The organism is Pseudomonas sp. Leaf59 (assembly GCF_920984685.1).
Classification (GTDB): Bacteria; Pseudomonadota; Gammaproteobacteria; order Pseudomonadales; family Pseudomonadaceae; genus Aquipseudomonas.
Window position 1 is genome coordinate 19,527 of sequence record NZ_CAKLBR010000008.1, and the last position, 21,373, is coordinate 40,899.

General features: G+C 62.9%; 23 protein-coding genes. 16 read left to right on the plus strand and 7 right to left on the minus strand.

Annotated features, from left to right (window positions below):
* Positions 1-21 precede the first annotated feature (21 nt).
* The 3 genes from LUB09_RS10860 to LUB09_RS10870 form a co-directional block, all read right to left on the minus strand.
* On the minus strand, positions 22-663 hold the full coding sequence (locus tag LUB09_RS10860; RefSeq protein WP_209985224.1) for an oxidoreductase: 642 nt from the start codon (positions 661-663) through the stop codon (positions 22-24).
* Positions 664-692: 29 nt separating this feature from the next.
* Entirely contained in the window at positions 693-2,411 is a 1,719-nt protein-coding gene (locus tag LUB09_RS10865) for a C13 family peptidase (RefSeq protein WP_231422559.1), read from the minus strand.
* 105 nt (positions 2,412-2,516) lie between these two features.
* Complete coding sequence (locus LUB09_RS10870; protein WP_209985218.1) at positions 2,517-2,972, minus strand: MaoC family dehydratase; 456 nt, start codon at positions 2,970-2,972, stop codon at positions 2,517-2,519.
* Between the two features lie 186 nt (positions 2,973-3,158).
* Between LUB09_RS10870 and LUB09_RS10875 the strand changes: the two genes are divergently transcribed.
* The 3 genes from LUB09_RS10875 to LUB09_RS10885 are packed head-to-tail and all read left to right on the plus strand — an operon-like array spanning position 3,159 to position 4,842.
* Entirely contained in the window at positions 3,159-3,512 is a 354-nt protein-coding gene (locus LUB09_RS10875; RefSeq protein WP_231422560.1) for a CidA/LrgA family protein, read from the plus strand.
* The gene (locus LUB09_RS10880) at positions 3,509-4,225 is read left to right on the plus strand and encodes an LrgB family protein (protein WP_209985213.1); all 717 of its coding nucleotides are present in this window, start codon (positions 3,509-3,511) and stop codon (positions 4,223-4,225) included. The genes LUB09_RS10875 and LUB09_RS10880 overlap by 4 nt, the downstream gene beginning before the upstream one ends.
* Positions 4,226-4,248: 23 nt before the next feature.
* Positions 4,249-4,842, plus strand: a complete 594-nt coding sequence (locus LUB09_RS10885) for an LON peptidase substrate-binding domain-containing protein (protein WP_209985199.1) — start codon at positions 4,249-4,251, stop codon at positions 4,840-4,842.
* Here the strand turns inward: LUB09_RS10885 and LUB09_RS10890 are convergent.
* Both LUB09_RS10890 and LUB09_RS10895 read right to left on the minus strand, forming a co-directional pair.
* Positions 4,836-6,152, minus strand: a complete 1,317-nt coding sequence (locus LUB09_RS10890) for a bifunctional DedA family/phosphatase PAP2 family protein (protein WP_231422561.1) — start codon at positions 6,150-6,152, stop codon at positions 4,836-4,838. The two genes, LUB09_RS10885 and LUB09_RS10890, sit on opposite strands and share 7 nt — an antisense overlap.
* A 162-nt stretch (positions 6,153-6,314) precedes the next feature.
* Positions 6,315-7,013: a DNA-3-methyladenine glycosylase gene (locus LUB09_RS10895; RefSeq protein WP_231422562.1), complete on the minus strand. Its 699-nt coding sequence runs from the start codon at positions 7,011-7,013 to the stop codon at positions 6,315-6,317.
* 175 nt (positions 7,014-7,188) lie between these two features.
* On the opposite strand from LUB09_RS10895, the gene LUB09_RS10900 reads away from it, so the two are divergent.
* The 13 genes from LUB09_RS10900 to LUB09_RS10960 all read left to right on the plus strand — a co-directional run bounded on the left by LUB09_RS10900 (position 7,189) and on the right by LUB09_RS10960 (position 19,671).
* Positions 7,189-8,454, plus strand: a complete 1,266-nt coding sequence (locus tag LUB09_RS10900) for a glutamate-5-semialdehyde dehydrogenase (protein WP_231422563.1) — start codon at positions 7,189-7,191, stop codon at positions 8,452-8,454.
* Positions 8,454-9,098: a nicotinate-nucleotide adenylyltransferase gene (gene nadD, locus LUB09_RS10905; RefSeq protein WP_003237043.1), complete on the plus strand. Its 645-nt coding sequence runs from the start codon at positions 8,454-8,456 to the stop codon at positions 9,096-9,098. Before LUB09_RS10900 ends, nadD begins: the two co-directional genes overlap by 1 nt.
* A 69-nt stretch (positions 9,099-9,167) precedes the next feature.
* Entirely contained in the window at positions 9,168-9,662 is a 495-nt protein-coding gene (gene rsfS / locus LUB09_RS10910; protein WP_003237041.1) for a ribosome silencing factor, read from the plus strand.
* A gap of 9 nt (positions 9,663-9,671) precedes the next feature.
* Positions 9,672-10,139 carry a 23S rRNA (pseudouridine(1915)-N(3))-methyltransferase RlmH gene (rlmH, locus tag LUB09_RS10915; protein ID WP_003176297.1) on the plus strand — a complete coding sequence of 156 codons (468 nt, stop codon included), beginning with the start codon at positions 9,672-9,674 and terminating at the stop codon, positions 10,137-10,139.
* Between the two features lie 15 nt (positions 10,140-10,154).
* Positions 10,155-12,053 carry a penicillin-binding protein 2 gene (gene mrdA / locus LUB09_RS10920; protein WP_209985190.1) on the plus strand — a complete coding sequence of 633 codons (1,899 nt, stop codon included), beginning with the start codon at positions 10,155-10,157 and terminating at the stop codon, positions 12,051-12,053.
* A 31-nt stretch (positions 12,054-12,084) separates the two neighbouring features.
* Entirely contained in the window at positions 12,085-13,188 is a 1,104-nt protein-coding gene (rodA, locus tag LUB09_RS10925) for a rod shape-determining protein RodA (RefSeq protein WP_057010160.1), read from the plus strand.
* A 17-nt stretch (positions 13,189-13,205) separates the two neighbouring features.
* A complete protein-coding gene (mltB, locus tag LUB09_RS10930; protein ID WP_209985187.1) occupies positions 13,206-14,216 on the plus strand; it encodes a lytic murein transglycosylase B in 1,011 nt (336 codons plus the stop codon).
* Positions 14,216-15,226 carry a septal ring lytic transglycosylase RlpA family protein gene (locus LUB09_RS10935; RefSeq protein WP_057010129.1) on the plus strand — a complete coding sequence of 337 codons (1,011 nt, stop codon included), beginning with the start codon at positions 14,216-14,218 and terminating at the stop codon, positions 15,224-15,226. The genes mltB and LUB09_RS10935 overlap by 1 nt, the downstream gene beginning before the upstream one ends.
* Positions 15,227-15,404: 178 nt before the next feature.
* Positions 15,405-16,562, plus strand: a complete 1,158-nt coding sequence (locus LUB09_RS10940) for a D-alanyl-D-alanine carboxypeptidase family protein (RefSeq protein ID WP_065952059.1) — start codon at positions 15,405-15,407, stop codon at positions 16,560-16,562.
* 85 nt (positions 16,563-16,647) lie between these two features.
* Positions 16,648-16,923, plus strand: coding sequence for a DUF493 domain-containing protein (locus tag LUB09_RS10945; protein ID WP_003237028.1), 276 nt, complete (start codon positions 16,648-16,650; stop codon positions 16,921-16,923).
* Positions 16,923-17,570, plus strand: a complete 648-nt coding sequence (gene lipB, locus LUB09_RS10950) for a lipoyl(octanoyl) transferase LipB (protein ID WP_231422564.1) — start codon at positions 16,923-16,925, stop codon at positions 17,568-17,570. The genes LUB09_RS10945 and lipB overlap by 1 nt, the downstream gene beginning before the upstream one ends.
* A 26-nt stretch (positions 17,571-17,596) precedes the next feature.
* A complete protein-coding gene (gene lipA / locus LUB09_RS10955) occupies positions 17,597-18,601 on the plus strand; it encodes a lipoyl synthase (RefSeq protein ID WP_209990517.1) in 1,005 nt (334 codons plus the stop codon).
* 152 nt (positions 18,602-18,753) lie between these two features.
* Positions 18,754-19,671 (plus strand): S66 peptidase family protein, encoded by a 918-nt coding sequence (locus LUB09_RS10960; protein ID WP_209985181.1) that lies wholly within the window; start codon positions 18,754-18,756, stop codon positions 19,669-19,671.
* A 115-nt stretch (positions 19,672-19,786) separates the two neighbouring features.
* Here LUB09_RS10960 and LUB09_RS10965 read toward each other — a convergent pair whose 3' ends face one another.
* Both LUB09_RS10965 and arfA read right to left on the minus strand, forming a co-directional pair.
* Positions 19,787-21,112 carry a lytic murein transglycosylase gene (locus tag LUB09_RS10965; protein ID WP_231422565.1) on the minus strand — a complete coding sequence of 442 codons (1,326 nt, stop codon included), beginning with the start codon at positions 21,110-21,112 and terminating at the stop codon, positions 19,787-19,789.
* Positions 21,113-21,173: 61 nt separating this feature from the next.
* Positions 21,174-21,338 (minus strand): alternative ribosome rescue factor ArfA, encoded by a 165-nt coding sequence (gene arfA / locus LUB09_RS10970; RefSeq protein ID WP_231422566.1) that lies wholly within the window; start codon positions 21,336-21,338, stop codon positions 21,174-21,176.
* Between the last annotated feature and the right edge of the window lie 35 nt (positions 21,339-21,373).

Sequence of the window (21,373 nt, forward strand, 5' to 3'; positions counted from 1 at the left end):
ATTTTGTGTTGATAAGAGCGGTTACTTGCCGAGTTTGCGCAACTCATCCGACTCCACCACCCGCACCCCATTCTGTTCCTCCAGAGCCAGGCGCCACATGGCCCGAGCCAGGTCGCACACTTCGATGCCGTGGTACTTGCCTGGAATCAAGCGCGACAACGGCCCGGCCAGTTGTTCGGCCAGACGCGGTTCCAGTCGGTCACCCAGCAGCAGCGAAGGCCGCACGATGGTCAATTGCGGCCAGTCCTGCGCCTTCAATGCCTGTTCCATTTCGCCTTTGACCCGGTTGTAGAACACCGAGGATTTCGGGTCGGCGCCAATCGCGCTGATCACGATCAGGTGTCGCGCGCCCAGTTCCCGCGCGCGTTTGGCAAAGGCCACGACCATGTCCAGGTCGACGGCGCGAAAGGCCGCTTCGGAGCCGGCTTTCTTGATGGTGGTGCCCAGGCAGCAGAAGGCGATATCCACCTGGCCGCTCAGCTGTGGCAGAACTACTGCCGGTTCGCCCACCGGGTTTTCCAGGTGGGGGTGTTCGGCAAGTGGTTTACGGCTCGGCGCCAGTACGCGGCTGACGGTAGGTTCGTTGAGCAGGCGGTCCAGCAGGTGTTCGCCGGTAAGGCCTGAGGCGCCTGCGAGCAGGATATGCTGAGGTGTCAGGTACATGGTGTTTCCCCCTTATTACACGTTACAGCTTAGTTGCCTTTGGCTTCCTTGCTATTCATTGAGACGCTTTCGAGCGCCTTTCGTGCCTGCTGTTTGCGTAAGAGTTGCCAGTGGGCGATCACCCCCTTGGGCGCCCAGATCTGCGGTTCGGAGGCTTCGAAGTTGTCCGCCTGCTCGCGCTCGGTCACGTGCAGTTGCGCCAGTTTGAAGGCTTGCTGCAAATCGTCGGTCTGGTTAAAAGCCTGTGCGAAAAGGGCATCGCCGAAGTAGGTGAAGTCGGCTTCCTCGGAACAACCGAACGACACGCGATCGGCCCGCGAAGCGGTCATGATAAGCGTGTGTTCGTCTTTCAGCGCCGGAATGAAGCCGCCGGAATAGCAGGCGGAAATCACGATGATCTTGTCGCGGTTTTGCAGCGGGGTGAGCACGGCGGCCAGCTCGTCGGCGGGCAGGTCGGCCAGCTCCATGCGCGGCTGGTCGAGCACCAGTTCATGTTCGTGAGTGCCGTGGCTGGTCAGGTAGATAAACACCAGGTCTTCCGGCCCGCTGCGTTCGGCCAGGGTCTGCACCGCGCGGCGCAGGCTTTCGCGGGTGGCCAGGGGGCGGTCGGTGATGTGGTCGCGATGGTTGACCAGGCGAATCTGCCCACGGGCGCCGAAGCGCGTGGCGAGCATGTTGCTGACGTAATCGGCTTCGCGCAGGAACACGCTTTGCTTGCCGTCGCCGGCCACGGCCAGGGTATACAGCTCCACGGCAGGGGTGGAGGCGGGCACCGCGGCAAGCGCCTCGTTGAGCAAACGGCCCTGGGCGAGCACGCCGATTTCCAGCGGGTCGGGCAGCAGTTTGCCGTCGGCGTCTCGCACGCGCAGGCCATTGACCCAGGTGCCGCCCTGCACGGCGCCATCGGCGAGCACCAGTGTGCCGCGACCTTGATAATTGTCGCTGTCGAAACCGCCGATATAGAAGCTGCCGTCCGTGAGGTTCAGACGGCCCTCGCCGGTAAAGCGCCAATCGCTGAACTGGCCCACGTAGTGGCTGCCGTCCACGCCGATCAACTCGCCCTTACCGCTCAAGGCGCCTTCCTTGAATTCGCCGATCCACACATCGCCGTCAGCGTTTTCGTAGCGGCCCTTGCCGTTGAGCTGGTTCTGTTTGAACTGGCCTACGTAGATGTCGCCGTCGGCGCTGTTGAACGTGCCGTTGCCTTCCAACTGGCCATCGACGAAACGGCCGCTGAACTGGTTGCCGCTGTCGTCGTTGCGCTGGCCTTCGCCGTTCGGCTTGCCGTGGGCGAACTGACCCTGATACTGGCTGCCGTCGGCCAGCTCCAGGCGACCGAGGCCTGAATACTGGTCGTCGAGGAACTCGCCGCGATAGGTCATCTGCCCCTCTTTGAGGGTGCCTTCGCCGTTGCGGCGACCGTTCTTGAAACCGCCCACGTATTGGCTGCCGGCAGTGGTCAGGCTGCCCTGGCCATCGAACAGGCCCTGCTGGAACTCGCCCTTATAGACTTCGCCGTTGCTGCCATGCCATTCGCCCTGGCCGTGCCACTGGCCCTTGTCGAACGCGCCGGCATACCAGCTGCCGTTGGGGTAGTCGACACGGCCCTGGCCTTGCAACAGGCCATTGACCACATCGCCACGGTAACGACCCCCATCGGGCAGACGCGCATCGGGCGGCAACAGCGATTCGCCGTCTCCGCAGGCGGTGAGCAACAGGGCAAGGGCAAGGGGGGCGAGTGGGCGCATAGCGGGATCCGGATAATTGAGCGCCGAGTATGCCGCAGCCGAGAGTTTGATACATAAATTTACATACGCTGTGGAAAGGTTTAGCGCCTCACCACAGGCAGGGCCTTACACGAAGCAGAGCGACAGCGACTCGGCAATGTAGGCAGGTTTTTCCTGGCCATCGATTTCCAGGGTGCAGGTGGCCTTGAGCAGCCACTGGCCGGGCTTTTTCTCGGTGACATCGGTCAGGGTGACCGCCAGGCGCACCCTGGAGTCGACCTTCACCGGCTGGATGAAGCGCACGCTGTCCAGGCCATAATTGACCGCCATTTTCAGGCCTTCGGGCACGATCAGGATGTCTTCGATCAGTTTGGGAATCAGCGACAACGACAGAAAGCCGTGGGCGATGGTGCTGCCGAACGGGGTCTGCGCGGCCTTGACCGGGTCGACGTGGATGAACTGATGATCGCCCGTGGCCTCTGCGAACAGGTTGATGCGTGCCTGGTCGATGGTGAGCCATTCGGAACGTCCCAGTTCCTTGCCGACATGATCATTGAGCTGCGCTACAGGTACATAGGGCATTGCGTCTCTCCTTGGTTCAGCAGTTTTTATCCGCCCGGTAATCGGGGCTTTTTTGCGGATTGCAGACAACCAATGTAGATCATCACGGCCCTTGCGCCCGGTCAATCCACCATGCTTATGGCGAATGCCGGTGTATAGACCTGACGTGCTTATAATGCGGGCGAGCTTTGACGGGGGAGAAAGTGGATGTTGTTACGGGGCCTGACCTGGCTGGTGCTGTTCCAATTGATCGGCACCGCGCTCAATCATTTGCTGTTGCCGGTATTGCCGGGGCCGATTATTGGCCTGTTGCTGATGCTGGGCTTCCTGATCTGGCGCGGCGAAGTCGGCGAGCCCTTGAACCTGGCGGCCAGCAGCCTGTTGCGCTACCTGCCGCTGCTGCTGGTGCCGCCCGCCGTGGGCGTGATGGTGTACACCGGGGAGATTGCCGCCGACTTCTGGGCCATCATCGGCGCGCTGGTGTTGTCGCTGGTGATCGCCATGGGCTTTGTCGGGGTGTTGATGCAGCAGATGGTCAAGCGCAAGGAGAAGGGTCAATGACTGTCGACTGGCACGGCGCATGGACGTCCGTCATCCATCACCCGCTGTTCGGCATCGGCATTACCTTGGGCGCTTATCAACTGGTGCTGGCCGGGTTCGAGAAAACCCGCTGGATCTTTCTGCAACCGGTGCTGGTCTCCATGCTGCTGGTGATCGGCGTGCTGCTCACCTGTGGCCTCAGCTACGCCGAATACCGCAAGAGCACCGAGATCATGGGCATCCTGCTGGGCCCGGCAACGGTAGCCCTGGCGGTGCCGCTCTACCTTAACCTGCGCCGCATTCGCCAATTGTTCTGGCCGATTGTTACGGTGCTGGTGTTGGGCGGGGTGCTGGTCACCGGCCTGTGTCTGTTGCTGGGCGAGTGGTTCGGTGCCGAACACCGGATGCTGATGACCATGGCGCCCAAGTCGGTGACCTCGCCGATTGCCATGCTGGTGGCCGAGCAGATCGGCGGCGTGGCGGCGCTGGCGGCAGTATTTGTGCTGATTACCGGCGTGGTCGGCGCCATGATCGGCCCGGCCTACCTGACGCGCCTGGGTGTGCACAGCCCCGAAGCGCGCGGCATGGCGCTGGGCATGACCGCCCACGCCGTGGGCACCTCGGTGGCCTTGCAGGAAAGCGAAGAGTGCGGCGCGTTTGCGGCGCTGGCCATGAGTCTGATGGGCGTGGCCACGGCGGTGTTTTTGCCGTTGGCCGTGTCGGTGATTGTTTAAACCCAGGTATGAAGGAAACCTTTATGAGTCTGGCGCTGTTCCCGCTCAACACCGTGCTGTTCCCCGGCTGCACCCTCGACCTGCAGCTGTTCGAGGCGCGCTACCTGGACATGATCAGCCGCTGCATGAAAAAGGGCGAAAGTTTCGGCGTGGTGTGCATCCTCGACGGCCGGGAAGTCGGCATGGCGCCTGACGGCTACGCGCTGATCGGCTGCGAGGCGTTGATTCGCGACTTCAAGCAGCAGGACAACGGCCTGCTGGGGATTCGCGTCGAAGGCGGGCGCAGGTTTCGCGTACGTGAAGCGGGGGTACAGAAAGACCAGTTGCTGGTGGCCGACGTGCAATGGCTGGACGAGCAACCGGACCTGCCGCTCGAAGAAGAGGACGCCGACCTGCTGGCCCTGCTCCAGGCCCTGGCCGAGCACCCGATGGTCGCCTCCCTGGACATGGGCGGCAATGCCGGGGGCCAGCAGGCACTGGGTCATCAGCTCGCGTATTTATTGCCGTTCACCGAGGCGGACAAGATCGACCTGCTGCAAATCGACGACCCGCAACAGCGCCTGGATGCGATCCAGATACTGCTCGACGAGTTGCAGGGCGAACTGTTCACTCAATAGGCATAGCGCAGCAAGGCGTGGGACGTGCCGGTGAGGGCGATAAAGCCCATCACCGCCACCAGCGCCGGCAGCAGCAGCCACCAGGTCCTGCGCGACATGGCCGGCAGCGGGCTGCGGTATTCGCTGGCCGTGAGGCTGAATGCGCAGACGGTCATGGCCAGCAGCGTGCCGGCGAGGATGTCCGAGGGCCAGTGAGCGCCAAGGTATACCCGTGACAGCGCGATGAAGGCGGCCGGAATGCAGCCCATCAGCATCCAGGTGAGGCGCAGCCGCGTTGGCTGGCCGCGCCCTGCCAGCACCGCCAGCGCGAGGAAAAACGCGAAGGCGCCGGACGCGTGGCCGCTGGGCATGCTGAAGCTGGTGAGCGGGTCGGTGAGAATTTCCGGGCGGCCACGGGCGAAAAACAGCTTGGTGCCGGTATTGATCACCGCCGCGCCGGCCAGTGTGGCGCCGACAAACAGCGCATGGCGCCACTGCCGCAGCAGCAACAGCAGGCCGGTGAACACGGCGCTGGCGACGAACATCTTTTTGAACTCGCCCAACTGCGTGACCCGCACCATGACCTCGTCCAGCCACGCGCTGCGATGCTCCTGCACCAGCGCGCTCAGGCCCTGATCGAAGTGATTGAGGTGTGGGTAACCGATAAACACTGCGATCAGCAGCACCAGGCTCGCGCAGCCGATCCACAGCGTTGCGCGACGATGGCCGCGCAGGCTGCTGTTCAAGCTCAGGCCCAGCAAAACGGCCAGGCACCCGGCCACGACTGCCGCCTCCGGCCAGAAGCCTTCCGGCAGTGGCAGACGGAATGCGGCACCGGTCGCCCAGCCCGGCAGCAGGTAGGCCACCGACCAGCCGGCCGCCGCGACAACACTCACGGCGGCGAAGCGCGGGAAGGGCATGTCGCACATGCCGGCGACCATTGGCAGCATCGGGCGCAATGGGCCGATGAAACGTCCGACCAGCAGGCTGGCGATACCGTATTTGTGGAAGTAGGTTTCGGCGCCGTTCATCCATTCCGGGTGGTGACGCAAGCCGGGCAGGCGCCGGATGTTCTGGTGGAAATGTCGGCCCAGAAAGTAGGAGACGCCGTCGCCCAGCAGCCCGCCGAGGAAGCCCAGTAACAACGTCTCGCTCAGCGACAGCGCGCCGCTGCCGGCCAGCGCGGCAATGGCGAACAGCAATACCGTGCCCGGCACGATCAGCCCGGCAATCGCCAGGCACTCCACGCACGCGACGATAAACACCGCCACGGCCAGCCACTGCGGGTTCACGGTCAGCCAGCCGGTAATACTATCGAGCCATTGGCCCATACACTCCACTCCCTCTCTGCACTACGTAATCCGGAACACTGAAGGTCAACTGTGGGAGCGGGCTTGCCCGCGAAAGCGGTGGGTCAGTCAACATCAATGTTTGCTGGATACCGCCTTCGCAGGCAAGCCAGCTCCCACAAAGGGCTGCGGCGATATAAGCGCTCATGCCCGGTCGGCTCGAATCAAAAAATAATCCCGGCCTTCGACCTGGCCACGTCGCAGCGGGTTCCGCGTGCAATAAGGCGCATAGCCTGCATCGACGAAACGGTACATCAAGTGCTCATCGCGCCCGCTCGGGATGCCCAGGCGGGTGGTCTGGATAATCTGCGTGGGCGTCTGCCCCACGTCCTGCACATAGAGCAATTCCTGGTCGAACCGCTTGGCGTCCCACATCGGCACCTTCAGCCCCAGGGCTGTGCACAGCAGCGTTTGGCCGGCGCAGAGTTTTTGCGAGGCGCGTGGGCTGCCGTCGGGGTTCGGGTTGTTGAGCAGCATTTGCGCCAGGCTGGCGGGGCCGGAGATTTCATCCACCCACGGATAGGCTGATTTGATCAGCACCGCGTTGCCCGGGCCATGGGCGCTGAAGTTCAGCGAATCGCCGCCCCGGGCGTAATACATGTAGATATGGCCACCATCCAGAAACAAAGCCTTACGCTTTTCTGTGTAGCCAAGTGACGCGTGACTGCCTTTTTCGGCCACGTAATAGGCTTCGGTTTCAATAATTCGCGCAGAAAGCCAGAGATCACCCACGCGATGGCGTATGACTTTTCCGAGCAGATCCCGTGCGAGCACTTGCGCGTCACGGTCGAAGAAGCGGTCGGGCAGGGCGCTGGCGGGGAGTTGCGGGGTCACACTGGGCATAGGAGATCAGGGGAGTGCAGGTAAATGTGACCGAATAATAACAACTCCCCGCTTAATTACCGCTGAACACCCGTTTTTTACAGTTCATTTCGACCATCCGCCCCTCACCGCTGTCAGTCGGGCGGCGTCACAGCTATAATCTGCCGCTTTCCTCTTTGGCCAAGTCTCTCTGACCATGACTGAGTCCGTTCTCGACTACATGACCCGCCTGGGTCGCGCAGCCCGCCAGGCCTCGCGGTTGATCGCCCGTGCGAGCACTGCGCAGAAGAACCGTGCCCTGCTGGCCGCCGCCGATGCGCTGGATGCCGCGCGCGCAGAACTTGCCGCCGCCAATGAACAGGATTTGGCCAACGGCCGCGCCAATGGCCTGGAACCGGCCCTGCTGGACCGCCTGGCGCTGACCCCGGCACGTATCGACGACATGATCGAAGGTCTGCGTCAGGTGGCGAAGCTGCCTGACCCCATCGGTGAAATCCGCGATATGCGCTACCTGCCGTCCGGCATCCAGGTTGGCAAGATGCGCGTGCCCCTGGGCGTGATCGGCATCATCTACGAGTCGCGCCCGAACGTGACCATTGACGCCGCGAGCCTGTGCCTCAAGTCCGGCAACGCCACGATCCTGCGTGGCGGTTCCGAGGCGATCCATTCCAACCGTGCCATTGCCGCGTGCATCCAGCAGGGCCTGGCCGTGGCCGAGCTGCCCGCCGAAGTGGTGCAGGTGGTGGAAACCACCGACCGCGCGGCCGTCGGCGCGTTGATCACCATGCCGGAGTTTGTCGACGTGATCGTGCCACGCGGTGGCAAGAGCCTGATCGAGCGCGTCAGCCGCGAGGCCAAGGTGCCGGTGATCAAGCACCTGGACGGCGTGTGCCACGTGTTCATCGACGTGGCCGCCGACCTCGACAAGGCGATCCGCATCGCCGACAACGCCAAGACCCATCGCTACGCCCCGTGCAACACCATGGAGACGCTGCTGGTGCACGCCGGCATTGCCGAGCGCGTGCTGCCGCCGCTGGCTGCCATCTACCGCGACAAGGGCGTGGAGCTGCGCGGTTGCGAGCGCACCCGTGCGCTGCTGGGCGCGGACGTGATCGAGGCCACCGAAGAAGATTGGTACACCGAGTACACGGCGCCCATCCTGTCGATCCGCATCGTCGACGACCTGGACCAGGCCATCGAACACATCAATAAATACGGCTCCAAGCACACCGACGCGATTGTCTCCGAGCATTTCAGCGATGCCCGGCGTTTCCTCACCGAAGTGGATTCCGCGTCGGTTATGATCAACGCCTCGACGCGCTTTGCCGATGGCTTCGAATATGGCCTGGGCGCGGAGATCGGCATCTCCACCGACAAACTCCACGCACGCGGCCCGGTCGGCCTGGAAGGCCTGACCAGCGAGAAGTACGTAGTGTTCGGCGACGGTCACGTGCGCACTTGATGGCTAAACGCATCGGGCTGCTCGGTGGCACCTTCGACCCCGTGCACATCGGCCATTTGCGCAGTGCACTTGAGGTTGCCGATGCGCTCGGGCTGGACGAGATGCGGGTGATGCCCAACGCGCGGCCGCCCCATCGCGACATGCCGCAGGTGTCGCCGCAGCAGCGTCTGGAAATGGTGCGCGTGGCAGTGGAGGGCATCGCACCGCTGGTGGTGGACGACCGCGAACTCAAGCGCGATAAACCGTCCTACACTGTCGACACCCTGGAGCTGATGCGCGCCGAGCTGGCCGCTGATGACCAGTTGTTTCTGCTTTTGGGCTGGGACGCATTTTGCGGCCTGCCCTCTTGGCATCGCTGGGAGGAACTCCTCCAGCATTGCCACATCCTGGTGCTGCAACGCCCGGATGCCGACAGCGAACCGCCGGATGCCCTGCGCAACCTGCTGGCCGCGCGGTCGGTAAGTGACCCCTTGGCCCTGACCGGGCCGAACGGGAATATTGCATTCGTCTGGCAGACCCCGCTTGCGGTGTCTGCCACCCAGATCCGTCAACTGCTGGCCAGCGGGAAGTCGGTACGTTTCCTGGTGCCTGACGCGGTCCTGGCCTACATCGATGCGCACGGGCTTTACCGTGCGTCGAACTGAAAAGGCGCGCTTGACCGCACGAACCGTCGTGCAGCAAGCGCCCGAACATATGAGCAAAACGAGTTTTTTATGACGAACAAAGACGTAAGCAAAGTTAAGCGTAAAGGCACCTTCAAAAGCGCCCCGCTGCCGGTTGAAGCCCACGTTGGCCCGGAGCTGGCTGGCGAAGAGCTGGTGAAAGTCGCGGTTGCCGCGCTTGAAGACGTGAAGGCCCAGGATATCCAGGTGCTGGACGTGCGCGACAAGCAGAGCATCACCGACTACATGATCATCGCCACCGGTACCTCCAACCGCCAGATCGGCGCGATGCTCGACAAGGTCCGCGAAGCCGTCAAAGCCCAGGGAGTCAAGCCATTGGGTGAAGAAGGCAAGGGCGACAGCGACTGGGTGCTGCTGGACATGGACGACGTGATCGTTCACATGATGACCAGCAACGCCCGTCAGTTCTACGACCTTGAGCGTCTGTGGAAAGGCGCCGAGCAGAGCCGTGCCGCCGATGGCAAGCACCACAGCCCGGAAGTGGGCCACGCGCACTTCGACAAGCTCAACAAAGACCAGGAATAAGGAACGGCTGTGCGCCTGCGTCTGATCGCTGTCGGTTCACGCATGCCCAAGTGGGTGGAAGAAGGCTGGCATGAGTATGCCAAGCGTCTGCCGGCCGAGCTGTCGCTTGAGCTGGTGGAAATCCCGCTCAACACCCGGGGCAAGAATGCCGACGTGGCGCGCTTTATCCGTCAGGAAGGCGAGGCCATGCTAGCCAAGGTCGGCCCCAACGAGCGCATCGTCACCCTCGAAGTGCACGGCAAGCCCTGGAGTACCGAGCAACTGGCGGTGGAACTGGACCGCTGGCGTCTGGATTCGCGCACGGTCAACTTCATGGTCGGTGGCCCTGAAGGGCTGGCGCCGGAAGTCTGTGCGCGGGCCGATCAGCGCTGGTCGCTGTCGGCGCTGACGTTGCCGCACCCGTTGGTAAGGATTCTGATCGGTGAACAGCTGTATCGCGCCTGGACAGTCCTGTCCGGGCACCCTTACCACAAATAATCTGCGCCGCGCCCGATGACTCAGCCGATCCGCATCAAGGACCACGAGAAAGACGCACGTCTGGTACGCGCTCGGGTCGTGTTTGGTGCTTTTCTGGTGGTGGGGCTGATCGGCGTGCTGGTCGCGCGCCTGTATTTCCTGCAGGTGATCCAGTACGACTATCACTCCACGCTGTCGGAAAACAACCGCGTGCACGTGCAGCCGATCCCGCCGACCCGTGGGCTGATTTTCGACCGCAACGGCGTGGTGGTTGCCGATAACCGCCCCAGCTTCAGCCTGAGCATGACCCGCGAACGCTCCGGCGACTGGCAGCAGGTGCTCGATGTGATCGTCGAGGTGCTGCAACTGACGCCGGAAGACCGGGTGATCTTCGAAAAACGCATGAGGCAGGGGCGCCGGCCGTTCGAGCCGGTGCCGATTCTGTTCGAGCTGACCGAAGAGCAGATCGCGCGCATCGCGGTGAACCAGTTCCGCCTGCCCGGCGTGGAAGTGGTGGCGCAGTTGGTGCGTCATTACCCTCAGGGGCCGCACTTTGCCCACTCGGTCGGCTATATGGGGCGCATCAACGAGAAAGAGCTCAAAAGCCTCGATCCGGTCAATTACAGCGGCACGCATCACATCGGCAAAACCGGCATCGAGCGCTTCTACGAGCCCGAGCTGCACGGCCAAGTGGGTTACGAAGAAGTCGAAACCAACGCGCGAGGCCGCGTGCTGCGCGTGCTCAAGCGCACCGACCCGGTGCCCGGCAAGGACATCGTGCTGAGCCTGGACATCAAGCTGCAGGAAGCCGCCGAAATGGCCCTGGGCGGTCGGCGCGGCGCGGTAGTGGCCCTCGACCCGAACACTGGCGAGGTGCTGGCGATGGTCAGCCAGCCGAGCTTCGACCCCAACCTGTTCGTGACCGGCATCAGCTTCAAGGCCTACGCCGAGTTGCGTGATTCCATCGACCGACCGCTGTTCAACCGCGTGCTGCGCGGCCTGTACCCGCCTGGCTCGACCATCAAGCCGGCGGTGGCGATTGCCGGCCTGGACGCGGGCGTGGTCACCGCTTCCAGCCGTGTGTACGACCCGGGCTACTACATGCTGCCCAACTACGACCACAAATACCGCAACTGGAACCGCACCGGTGACGGCTATGTCGACCTGGACACCGCGATCATGCGCTCCAACGACACCTATTTTTACGACCTGGCCCACAAGCTGGGGATCGACCGTCTGGCGGCCTACATGGGCAAGTTCGGCCTCGGTCAGAAAGTCTCCCTGGACATGTTCGAAGAATCCCCCGGTCTGATGCCATCACGTGAATGGAAGCGCGCGACCCGTCGCCAGGCGTGGTTCCCGGGTGAAACCCTGATTCTCGGCATCGGCCAGGGCTACATGCAGGCCACCCCGCTGCAACTGGCCCAGGCCACCGCGTTGGTGGCCAACAAAGGCATCTGGAACCGCCCGCACCTGGCCCGGACCATCGAAGGCGAAAAACCGGTGGATGAAAACCCGATTCCCGACATCGTGCTGCGCGACCCGTCCGACTGGGCCAAGGTCAATCACGGCATGCAGCAGGTGATGCACGGCGCCCGGGGCACCGCGCGCAAGGCCGCGCTTGGCGCGCAGTACCGCATTGCCGGCAAGAGCGGCACGGCGCAGGTGGTGGCGATCAAGCAGGGCGAAAAGTATGACCGCAGCAAGGTTCAGGAGCGTCACCGTGACCACGCCTTGTTTGTCGGCTTTGCCCCGGCCGACGCGCCAAAAATCGTGGTGGCGGTGATGGTCGAGAACGGCGAATCCGGCTCCGGTGTGGCTGCGCCGGTGGTGCGCCAGATCATGGACGCCTGGCTGCTGGCCGACGACGGCAGGCTTAAGCCCGAGTATGGCGGCCCCCCTTCAACCCCCGAGGTGACGGCCCGTGAAGAGTAATTTTGACCGCATCCTCTCCAGCGAGGACGTGATGCGTCGTCGCGCGACGTTGCTGCAACGCATGCACATTGATGGCCCGCTGCTGATCCTGCTGCTGACCCTGGCGGCCGGCAGCCTGTTTGTGCTGTATTCGGCCAGCGGCAAGGACTGGGACCTGCTGATCAAGCAGGCGTCGTCGTTCGGCCTGGGCCTGTTGTCGATGGTGGTGATCGCGCAGTTGGAGCCACGCTTCATGGCGCGCTGGGTGCCGCTGGGGTATGTCGCCGGGGTGTTGCTGCTGGTGGTGGTGGATGTGATGGGCCACAACGCCATGGGCGCGACACGCTGGATCAACATTCCCGGGGTGATTCGCTTCCAGCCGTCGGAATTCATGAAGATCCTGATGCCGGCCACCATTGCCTGGTACCTGTCCAAACGCACCTTGCCGCCGCAGCTCAAGCACGTGGGCATCAGCCTGATCCTGATCGGCATCCCGTTCATCCTGATCGTGCGCCAGCCCGACCTCGGCACCTCGTTGCTGATCCTCGCCGGCGGCGCCTTCGTGCTGTTCATGGGTGGCCTGCGCTGGCGCTGGATCCTCAGCGTGCTGGCGGCTGCGGTGCCGGTGGCGGTGGCGATGTGGTTCTTCTTTATGCACGACTATCAGAAGCAGCGGATCCTCACGTTCCTCGACCCGGAAAGCGATCCGCTGGGCACCGGCTGGAACATTATCCAGTCGAAGGCCGCGATCGGTTCGGGTGGTGTGTTCGGCAAGGGCTGGTTGCTGGGCACCCAGTCGCATCTGGACTTTTTGCCCGAAAGCCACACCGACTTCATTATCGCGGTGCTGGGCGAAGAGTTCGGCCTGGTGGGCATCTGTGCGCTGCTGCTGATCTATTTGCTGCTGATCGGGCGGGGCCTGGTGATCACCGCGCAGGCGCAGACGCTGTTCGGCAAATTGCTCGCCGGCGCCTTGACCATGACTTTTTTTGTTTACGTTTTCGTCAACATCGGTATGGTCAGTGGCCTGCTGCCGGTGGTAGGGGTGCCGTTGCCGTTCATTAGCTACGGCGGAACTTCGCTGGTGACATTGCTGTCAGCGTTTGGGGTTTTGATGTCGATTCATACGCATCGCAAATGGATCGCACAGGTTTGAATAAGGTGAAGATGTCAATGCAAGTAATGCGCGGCTGGGCGACTCGGCATGCATCCTGGATGGGCCTGATCGGGCTGCTCGGTGCATCGCAGGAGACGCAGGCCGGTGACTACGATGGCTCTCCCCAGGTCGCCGAATTTGTCGGCGAAATGACCCGCGACTACGGTTTCGCCGGTGAACAGCTGATGGGCGTGTTCCGGGAGGCGCAGAAGAAGCAGGCGATCCTCGACGCCATCTCGCGCCCGGCCGAACGCGTGAAGCAGTGGAAGGAATATCGCCCGATGTTTCTCACCGATGCCCGCGTGGCCCGCGGCGTGGACTTCTGGCGTCAGCACGAGGCGGTGCTGGCTCGCGCCGAGCAGGAGTACGGCGTGCCGGCCCAGGTGATTGTTTCGATCATCGGCATCGAAACCTTCTACGGGCGCAATACCGGCAATTATCGGGTGATCGATGCCTTGTCGACCCTGGGCTTCGATTACCCGCCGCGCGCCGACTTCTTCCGCAAGGAGCTGCGCGAATTTCTCCTGCTGGCCCGCGAAGAGCAGGTCGACCCGCTGACCCTCAAGGGCTCCTACGCCGGTGCCATGGGCCTGCCGCAATTCATGCCGAGCAGCTTTCGCGCCTATGCGGTGGATTTTGACGGCGACGGCCACATCAATATCTGGAGCAACCCGGACGACGCCATCGGCAGCGTCGCCAGCTACTTCAAGCGCCATGGCTGGGTGGCTGGCGAACCGGTGGTGGTGCGCGCTGACGTCAGCGGCGAACGCGCCGACGAAGGTTTGACTCAAGGCATCGAACCGGTCAAGACCGTTGGGGAGTTGCGGGCGCTGGGCTGGTCGAGTCAGAATGCGCCCGGCGACGATCTGCCGGTAACGGCGTTCCGCCTTGAAGGCGAAAAGGGTCCTGAATACTGGATGGGCCTGCAGAATTTTTACGCAATCACGCGTTATAACCGCAGTGTGATGTACGCCATGGCCGTGCATCAGCTGTCAGACATGCTGGTCCAAGCACGGGGCACCAAGTAATGCGGGCATCGCCGTTCCATAAACCGCTCAAGCTGGTGGCGTTTGCCGCGTTGTCCTTGCTGGTTGTCAGTTGTTCCACGTCCACTCCCACCAGCCGTGGGCCGGTGCCCAAGGCCGGTGGCGCAATCGTCCGTGCCCAGCCGGGCCTGGACATCAACCGCGCGCACAAGGACGGCGCGCCGTGGTGGGACGTGGATGTGTCGAAGATCCCGGATGCCACGCCGACCCTGCACACCGGCCCCTACAAGGCCAACCCCTACACCGTGCTGGGCAAGAATTACTTCCCGCTGCAGGACTCCAAAACCTACGTCCAGTCGGGCACGGCGTCCTGGTACGGCACCAAGTTCCACGGTCAGAACACCGCCAATGGCGAGGTCTATGACCTGTACGGCATGAGCGCGGCCCACAAGACATTGCCGCTGCCCAGCTATGTGCGGGTGACCAACCTGGATAACAACCGCACGGTGATCCTGCGGGTCAACGACCGTGGGCCGTTCTATTCCGACCGTATCATCGACTTGTCCTATGCCGCCGCGAAGAAACTCGGTTATGCCGAAACCGGCACCGCGCGGGTCAAGGTCGAAGGCATCGACCCGGCCCAATACTGGGCCCAGCGTGGCAAACCGGCACCGTTGATGCTCAACGAGCCGCGCACCGTGCAGCCGCAAGTGACCGCCTCCACCGGCAAGATCGAACAATGGACACCACCGCCTGCGCAGCATGCCCCGGACACCGTGGTCGTGCCCCATGCCGCACCTGGCGCGTCCATGGCCGGCGGGCAATTCCTGCAGGTGGGCGCTTTCGCCAACCCGGATGCGGCAGAACTGTTAAGGTCCAAGCTCAGCGGCATGGTCAACGCGCCGGTATTCATCAGCTCCATCGTGCGTAACCAGCAGACCCTGCACCGTGTACGCATGGGCCCGATCGGCTCGCCAAGCGAGGTCGCGCAGGTGCAGAACAGCGTACGCCTGGCCAACCTGGGGCAGCCCAAGCTGGTCACCGCCGAATAAACCCGATTGAAGGTTCAGGCTCCTGCGGGGCTCGAACCCTGGTTGCTGGCTCGTTGAACAACAAAAACCCAGGGGCAAGGGGTGAGCGGGCAATCGAACACGCGACAGTCTGGCAACGGGCTGTCTGAATAAGTTTTGCCCGCGAGGGCAAGTTTCCATACGCAATTTCGAGAGACGGATGAACATCACCACCTTAGCCAAACGCACGTGCCTGCTTATCTCGCTGATCATCACCCCGGCCGCCTGGGCGGTTGAAATGGTGCCGGCTTCCCCGCAACTGGCCGCCAAGGCCTGGGTCCTCATGGATGCCGCCAGCGGCAACGTGCTGGTCGAGAACGGCGGTGACGTGCGCCTGCCGCCCGCCAGCCTGACCAAGCTGATGACCGCCTACATCGCGACCCTGGAAATCCGTCGCGGCCAGATCGGCGAGAACGATCCGGTCACCGTCAGCGAAAACGCCTGGCGTACCGGCGGTTCGCGGATGTTCATCAAGGTCGGCTCGCAGGTCACCGTGAGCGACCTGCTGCACGGCATCATCATCCAGTCGGGTAACGACGCCAGCGTGGCCCTGGCCGAACACATCGCCGGCAGCGAAGACGCGTTCGCCGACATGATGAACAAGACCGCCGGCGACCTGGGCATGACCAACAGCCACTTCATGAACCCGACCGGCCTGCCGAACCCTGAGCACTATTCGTCGGCTCACGACATGGCGATCCTGGCCCGCGCGATCATCCGCGTCGACCCGGTGCACTATGCGATCTACTCCCAGAAGGAATTCTTCTGGAACAACATCAAGCAGCCCAACCGCAACCTGTTGCTGTGGCGTGACAAGACCGTTGATGGCCTGAAAACCGGCCACACCGACGAAGCCGGTTACTGCATGGTGTCGTCCGCTGTACGTGATGGCCAGCGCCTGATCGCCGTGGTATTCGGCACCAACAGCGAGCAGGCCCGTGCGGCCGAGACGCAAAAGCTGCTGACCTACGGCTTCCGTTTCTTCGAAACCCAGACCTTCTACCAGAAGGGCACCGAGCTTGCGACCGCACCGGTATGGAAGGGCGCGACCTCCCAGGTCAAGGCCGGCCTGGCCGACGATCTGACCCTGACCATGCCTAAAGGCCAGCTGAAGAAGCTGGCTGCCAGCATGACCCTGAACCCGCAACTGGTTGCGCCTATCGCCAAGGGCGATGTGATCGGTAAAGTCGAAGTGAAGCTGGACGACAAGGTGGTGCACAGCGCCGACCTGATCGCGCTCGACGCCGTCGACGAAGGTGGTATCTTCCGCCGCGTGTGGGATAGCATCCGTCTGTTCTTCTACGGCTTGTTCAACTGATTGTGTGCACCTGCAAAGCCCCGCGTTGATCCGACGCGGGGCTTTGCCCGTCGCCACGGCTTACCGCTTACGAGGCTGTTCTGCCATGACCGATAAAGAAGTGAAGGCGCCAAAGATCGAGTTCCCGGTGACGGACTATCCCGTCAAGGTGATCAGCGATACCGGTGCAGGCAACAAGGACAAGATCCTCGAGATCGTGCGTAAACACGCGACGATCAACGACAACCGGGTGGACGAGCGTTCGAGCACCAACGGTAAATACACCACGATCCAGTTGCACATCGTTGCGACCGGTCAGGAACAGCTCTACGACATCAACAGTGAACTGCGGGCCACCGGCTTCGTGCACATGGTGTTGTGATGCCCGCAGTCCTGGGCTTTCGCGAGCTTGGCCAGATGGCCTATGAGCCCGTGTGGCATGCCATGCAGCGCTTCACCAACGAGCGCGGCACTTCGGCCCCGGATGAAATCTGGCTGGTGGAGCATCCGCCGGTGTTCACCCAGGGCCAGGCCGGCAAAGCTGAGCACCTGCTGGTGCCGGGTGATATTCCAGTGGTGCAGGTCGACCGAGGTGGCCAAGTGACTTACCATGGTCCCGGCCAACTGGTGGCTTACCTGCTGCTGGATGTGCGCAAGCTGGGGTTTGGCGTGCGCGACCTGGTGAGCCGCATGGAGGCGTGCCTGATCGAGCTGCTGGCCAGTTATGGCGTGAGCGCCGCAGCCAAGCCCGATGCACCCGGCGTGTACGTGGACGGTGCGAAAATCGCCTCGCTGGGGTTGCGCATCCGCCATGGCTGTTCCTTTCATGGCCTGGCCCTGAATGTGGACATGGACCTGGCGCCATTTCGTCGCATCAACCCCTGTGGTTATGCGGGGCTTGCGATGACGCAACTGAGCGAACACGCCACACCGATTAAATTTGCCGAGGTAAGTGCCCGGCTGCGCGCGCAGCTCGTCAAACACCTCGACTATGCTGAGCAGACGACCCTCACGGGCGGAATCGACTGATTATGACTACTGATGCAGTGCAAACCATGATCCCGACGCTGGACATCACCGAGCGTCCGGCCCCGGCCCCGCGTGCCAAGGTGGAAGCCGGCGTCAAGCTGCGTGGCGCCGAGAAGGTTGCACGCATCCCGGTCAAGATCATTCCCACCACCGAACTGCCGAAGAAACCCGACTGGATCCGCGTGCGCATCCCGGTTTCGCCGGAAGTCGACCGTATCAAGGCCCTGCTGCGCAAACACAAGCTGCACAGCGTGTGCGAAGAGGCGTCCTGCCCGAACCTGGGCGAATGCTTCTCCGGCGGCACCGCCACCTTCATGATCATGGGTGACATCTGCACCCGTCGCTGTCCGTTCTGCGACGTCGGCCATGGCCGTCCGAAGCCGCTGGACGTGAACGAGCCGCAAAGCCTGGCCATCGCCATCGCCGACCTCAAACTCAAATACGTGGTGATCACCTCAGTGGACCGCGACGACCTGCGTGACGGCGGTGCCCAGCACTTTGCCGACTGCATCCGCGAAATCCGCAAGCTGTCGCCGAACGTGATGCTTGAAACCCTGGTGCCGGACTACCGTGGCCGCATGGACGTGGCGCTGGAAATCACCGCTGCCGAGCCGCCGGATGTGTTCAACCACAACCTGGAAACCGTGCCGCGCCTGTACAAGGCCGCGCGTCCGGGTTCGGACTACCAGTGGTCGCTGACCCTGCTGCAGAAATTCAAGCAGATGATGCCGCACATCCCGACCAAATCCGGCCTGATGCTGGGCCTGGGCGAAACCGACGAAGAAGTGATCGACGTCATGAAGCGCATGCGCGAACACGACATCGACATGCTGACCCTCGGCCAATACCTGCAGCCGTCGCGCAGCCACTTGCCAGTGCAGCGTTTCGTGCACCCGGACGTCTTCGCCTGGTTCGCCGAGGAAGGCTACAAGATGGGCTTCAAGAACGTGGCGTCTGGCCCGTTGGTACGTTCGTCGTACCACGCCGACGAGCAGGCAAAACTGGTCAAGGCCAGCCTGGTTTCCGCCTAGAGCGCTGAGTAACACCGCAGGCCTGAAGTGCAGGAAGGGCCAATGTGGGAGGGGGCTTGCTCCCGATAGCGGTGTTTCAGTCACCTGATGTATTGACTGTCACACCGCCATTGGGAGCAGGCCCCCTCCCACTTTTTGCATGGAGAACATGGATGAACGCCGCCGTACCCGCATTGCGCCCCGAAGGCACCATCGCCCTGATCGCCCCGGCCGGCCCCGCCGCGCTGGACGTGGAAAAAGCCGAGCAATGGATGCGCAATCGCGGCTATGACCTGCGCATCTACCCCGGTGTGTATGAACGCGACGGCTACCTTGCCGGCAGCGATAAAACCCGCCTCGCCGACCTCCATGCCGCCTTCGCTGATCCCGATATCGATGCCATCTTCTGCCTGCGCGGCGGCTACGGCACGCCACGTCTGCTCGACAGCCTGGATTTCGGCCTGCTGCGCGCCAACCCCAAACCCTTTGTCGGCTACAGCGACATCACCGCCTTGCACCTGGCGATCAACCGCTATGCGGGCTTTGTGACCTTCCACGGGCCGATGCTCAACGCCGATCTGCTGGGCGACAAGCAGCCACCCACCGAGTCCTCGTTGTTCAGCCTGCTGCGTGGCCAACTGGGCACTGGCAGCGAGTTGGCGCACCCTGTCGCCTTCCCGCTGACCACCCTTGAGCCGGGCATCGCCCGTGGGCGCTTGCAGGGTGGAAACCTGTCGATGATCGCCGCAGTGATGGGCACGCCGTTTGAAATCGACGCGCAAGGCATCATCCTGTTTATCGAGGACATCAACGAGCCGATCTACCGCATCGACCGCCTGCTTACGCACTTGCGCCTGGCCGGCAAGCTGGCGCAGGTCGCCGGTGTGTTGGTGGGGGATGTAGCAGGGGTGGACGGCATGGCGTTGGAACGGCTATTGAAGCAGACCTTCGAACCGCTCGGCATTCCGGTACTGGCCGGCTGGCGCAGCGGGCACTGCGATCCCAACCTGACGTTGCCGCTGGGCGCAGTGGTTCGCCTGGATGCGGGGGAGCAGCGGGTGGTGCTGGAGCAGGATGTGGTCTTTAAATAATGGTTGCCTGGCATGCCGTCATCGGGAGCAAGCCCCCTCCCACACGTTGAATGTATTCACAGTTCAAAGGTGGGAGGGGACTTGCTCCCGATGACGGTAGTCGCCATAAGCGAATCTAGCGGTTCTGCAGAGATTCCAGCAACTTCACCGTCGCATACCCGTCCGCCGGCCAGCCCAGCGCCTGCTGCGCCGCGCGAATCGCCTTGCGCGTATTCGCGCCGATAATCCCGTCCGGGTTGCCCGCGTCATAGCCCTTGGCGGTCAGCGCTGCCTGCAGGTCGATGCGTTGGGAGCGGCTCAGCGGCAATTCATCCTTGGGCCAGTCTCCACGAATCACACCCCCGCCACCAAACCGCTCCGACAGCAGGCCAACCGCCAGTGCGTAGGAAGAGGAGTTGTTGTACTTGAGGATCGCGCGGAAGTTATCCAGCACCAGGAACGCCGGGCCACGGTAACCGGCTGGCAGCAGCAGGGCGGCGGACAGTTGGTCGACGTTGGGCGGCATGCTTGCCCCCGGTGGCAGCTGAATGCCGAGTTTCAGCCACTCGGCCACGCTCTTGCGCACGCTGCCGTCGGCCAGGGCGTAATCGAAGTGGGTCGGCAGTTGTTTCACCTCAAAGCCCCACGGCTGGCCTTTCTGCCAGCCGGAGCTTTGCAGGTAATGCGCGGTGGAGGCGAGGGCGTCGGCCGGGCTGTTCCAGATATCGCGGCGGCCGTCGCCATCGAAGTCCACGGCGTGGGTGTTGTAGGTGGTCGGGATAAATTGGGTCTGACCCATGGCGCCGGCCCACGAGCCTTTCATCTGGTCGGCCTGGATATCGCCATGCTGGATGATCTGCAGCGCGGCGAGCAATTGCGCCTGGGCAAAGGCTGGGCGGCGGCCCTCATAGGCCAGGGTGGCCAGAGAGCGGATGACCGAGTTATTGCCTTGGAACGCGCCAAAATTACTCTCCATGCCCCACACCGAGACCAGCGCCTGGCGGTCGACGCCATAGCGTTGCTCGATGCTCTGCAGGGTATCGGCGTACTTGATCAGCAGCGCCTGGCCATTGCGCACGCGCACCGCCGACAAGGCGCCGTCGAGGTACTCCCACACCGGGCGGGAAAACTCCGGCTGGCTGCGGTCGGCGCGAATCACCGCCATGTCGGGGGTGACGTTGGCGAAGGCGTTATCAAAGACGGCGGGTGTGATCCCGGCTTTCAGCGCGTCCGCGCGGAACCCGGCCTGCCATTCGGCAAAAGTCTGGGTGGGCTGGATATCAAGATTGTCCACCGCCAAAGGTGCAACCACGGCAGGCGCGACGGCCGGCACGGTCTGGATTTTCGGCAGAGGCTGGGCGTCGGCGGCGGTGGGTTTCTCGGCGCAGGCGACAAGCAGAATAAGGCTGGAGGCAGCAATCAATTGGCGCAGGTGCCAACGACGGGAAAGACTAGAGGGCATGCACAGGTCCAGGGGTTACAAATCAAGTGCAGACCTTATCATGCCGGAGGGGCGCTTGCCTTCAGGCAGCCAGAAAGTAAGAAGCCTCCCAGCTGTCAGACTGGAAGGCTTCGCGGCGGTAGCTGCCTTTGCCCTTGCCGGCGCGTTCCTGGCGGCTGCGGAACAGTGGCTGGGCGATGATGGATTTGGCCTTGTTGGGGCCATTCCTGGATGGCTTTTTGCTCATGATGAGTACTCTTGATGGATGAGTGGAACGGCGCA

Excerpts from the sequence above, each read along its gene's own strand:
- lipA (WP_209990517.1), top strand. The coding sequence starts at position 17,597 with ATGATCCCGACGCTGGACATCACCGAGCGTCCGGCCCCGGCCCCGCGT.
- LUB09_RS10900 (WP_231422563.1), top strand. The coding sequence starts at position 7,189 with ATGACTGAGTCCGTTCTCGACTACATGACCCGCCTGGGTCGCGCAGCC.
- arfA (WP_231422566.1), bottom strand. The coding sequence starts at position 21,338 with ATGAGCAAAAAGCCATCCAGGAATGGCCCCAACAAGGCCAAATCCATC.
- mltB (WP_209985187.1), top strand. The coding sequence starts at position 13,206 with ATGCAAGTAATGCGCGGCTGGGCGACTCGGCATGCATCCTGGATGGGC.
- LUB09_RS10940 (WP_065952059.1), top strand. The coding sequence starts at position 15,405 with ATGAACATCACCACCTTAGCCAAACGCACGTGCCTGCTTATCTCGCTG.
- LUB09_RS10860 (WP_209985224.1), bottom strand. The coding sequence starts at position 663 with ATGTACCTGACACCTCAGCATATCCTGCTCGCAGGCGCCTCAGGCCTT.
- LUB09_RS10935 (WP_057010129.1), top strand. The coding sequence starts at position 14,216 with ATGCGGGCATCGCCGTTCCATAAACCGCTCAAGCTGGTGGCGTTTGCC.
- LUB09_RS10865 (WP_231422559.1), bottom strand. The coding sequence starts at position 2,411 with ATGCGCCCACTCGCCCCCCTTGCCCTTGCCCTGTTGCTCACCGCCTGC.
- lipB (WP_231422564.1), top strand. The coding sequence starts at position 16,923 with ATGCCCGCAGTCCTGGGCTTTCGCGAGCTTGGCCAGATGGCCTATGAG.
- LUB09_RS10890 (WP_231422561.1), bottom strand. The coding sequence starts at position 6,152 with ATGGGCCAATGGCTCGATAGTATTACCGGCTGGCTGACCGTGAACCCG.
- LUB09_RS10885 (WP_209985199.1), top strand. The coding sequence starts at position 4,249 with ATGAGTCTGGCGCTGTTCCCGCTCAACACCGTGCTGTTCCCCGGCTGC.
- LUB09_RS10965 (WP_231422565.1), bottom strand. The coding sequence starts at position 21,112 with ATGCCCTCTAGTCTTTCCCGTCGTTGGCACCTGCGCCAATTGATTGCT.
- rodA (WP_057010160.1), top strand. The coding sequence starts at position 12,085 with ATGCGTCGTCGCGCGACGTTGCTGCAACGCATGCACATTGATGGCCCG.
- LUB09_RS10960 (WP_209985181.1), top strand. The coding sequence starts at position 18,754 with ATGAACGCCGCCGTACCCGCATTGCGCCCCGAAGGCACCATCGCCCTG.
- LUB09_RS10880 (WP_209985213.1), top strand. The coding sequence starts at position 3,509 with ATGACTGTCGACTGGCACGGCGCATGGACGTCCGTCATCCATCACCCG.
- LUB09_RS10895 (WP_231422562.1), bottom strand. The coding sequence starts at position 7,013 with ATGCCCAGTGTGACCCCGCAACTCCCCGCCAGCGCCCTGCCCGACCGC.
- LUB09_RS10945 (WP_003237028.1), top strand. The coding sequence starts at position 16,648 with ATGACCGATAAAGAAGTGAAGGCGCCAAAGATCGAGTTCCCGGTGACG.
- mrdA (WP_209985190.1), top strand. The coding sequence starts at position 10,155 with ATGACTCAGCCGATCCGCATCAAGGACCACGAGAAAGACGCACGTCTG.
- LUB09_RS10870 (WP_209985218.1), bottom strand. The coding sequence starts at position 2,972 with ATGCCCTATGTACCTGTAGCGCAGCTCAATGATCATGTCGGCAAGGAA.
- nadD (WP_003237043.1), top strand. The coding sequence starts at position 8,454 with ATGGCTAAACGCATCGGGCTGCTCGGTGGCACCTTCGACCCCGTGCAC.
- rsfS (WP_003237041.1), top strand. The coding sequence starts at position 9,168 with ATGACGAACAAAGACGTAAGCAAAGTTAAGCGTAAAGGCACCTTCAAA.
- LUB09_RS10875 (WP_231422560.1), top strand. The coding sequence starts at position 3,159 with ATGTTGTTACGGGGCCTGACCTGGCTGGTGCTGTTCCAATTGATCGGC.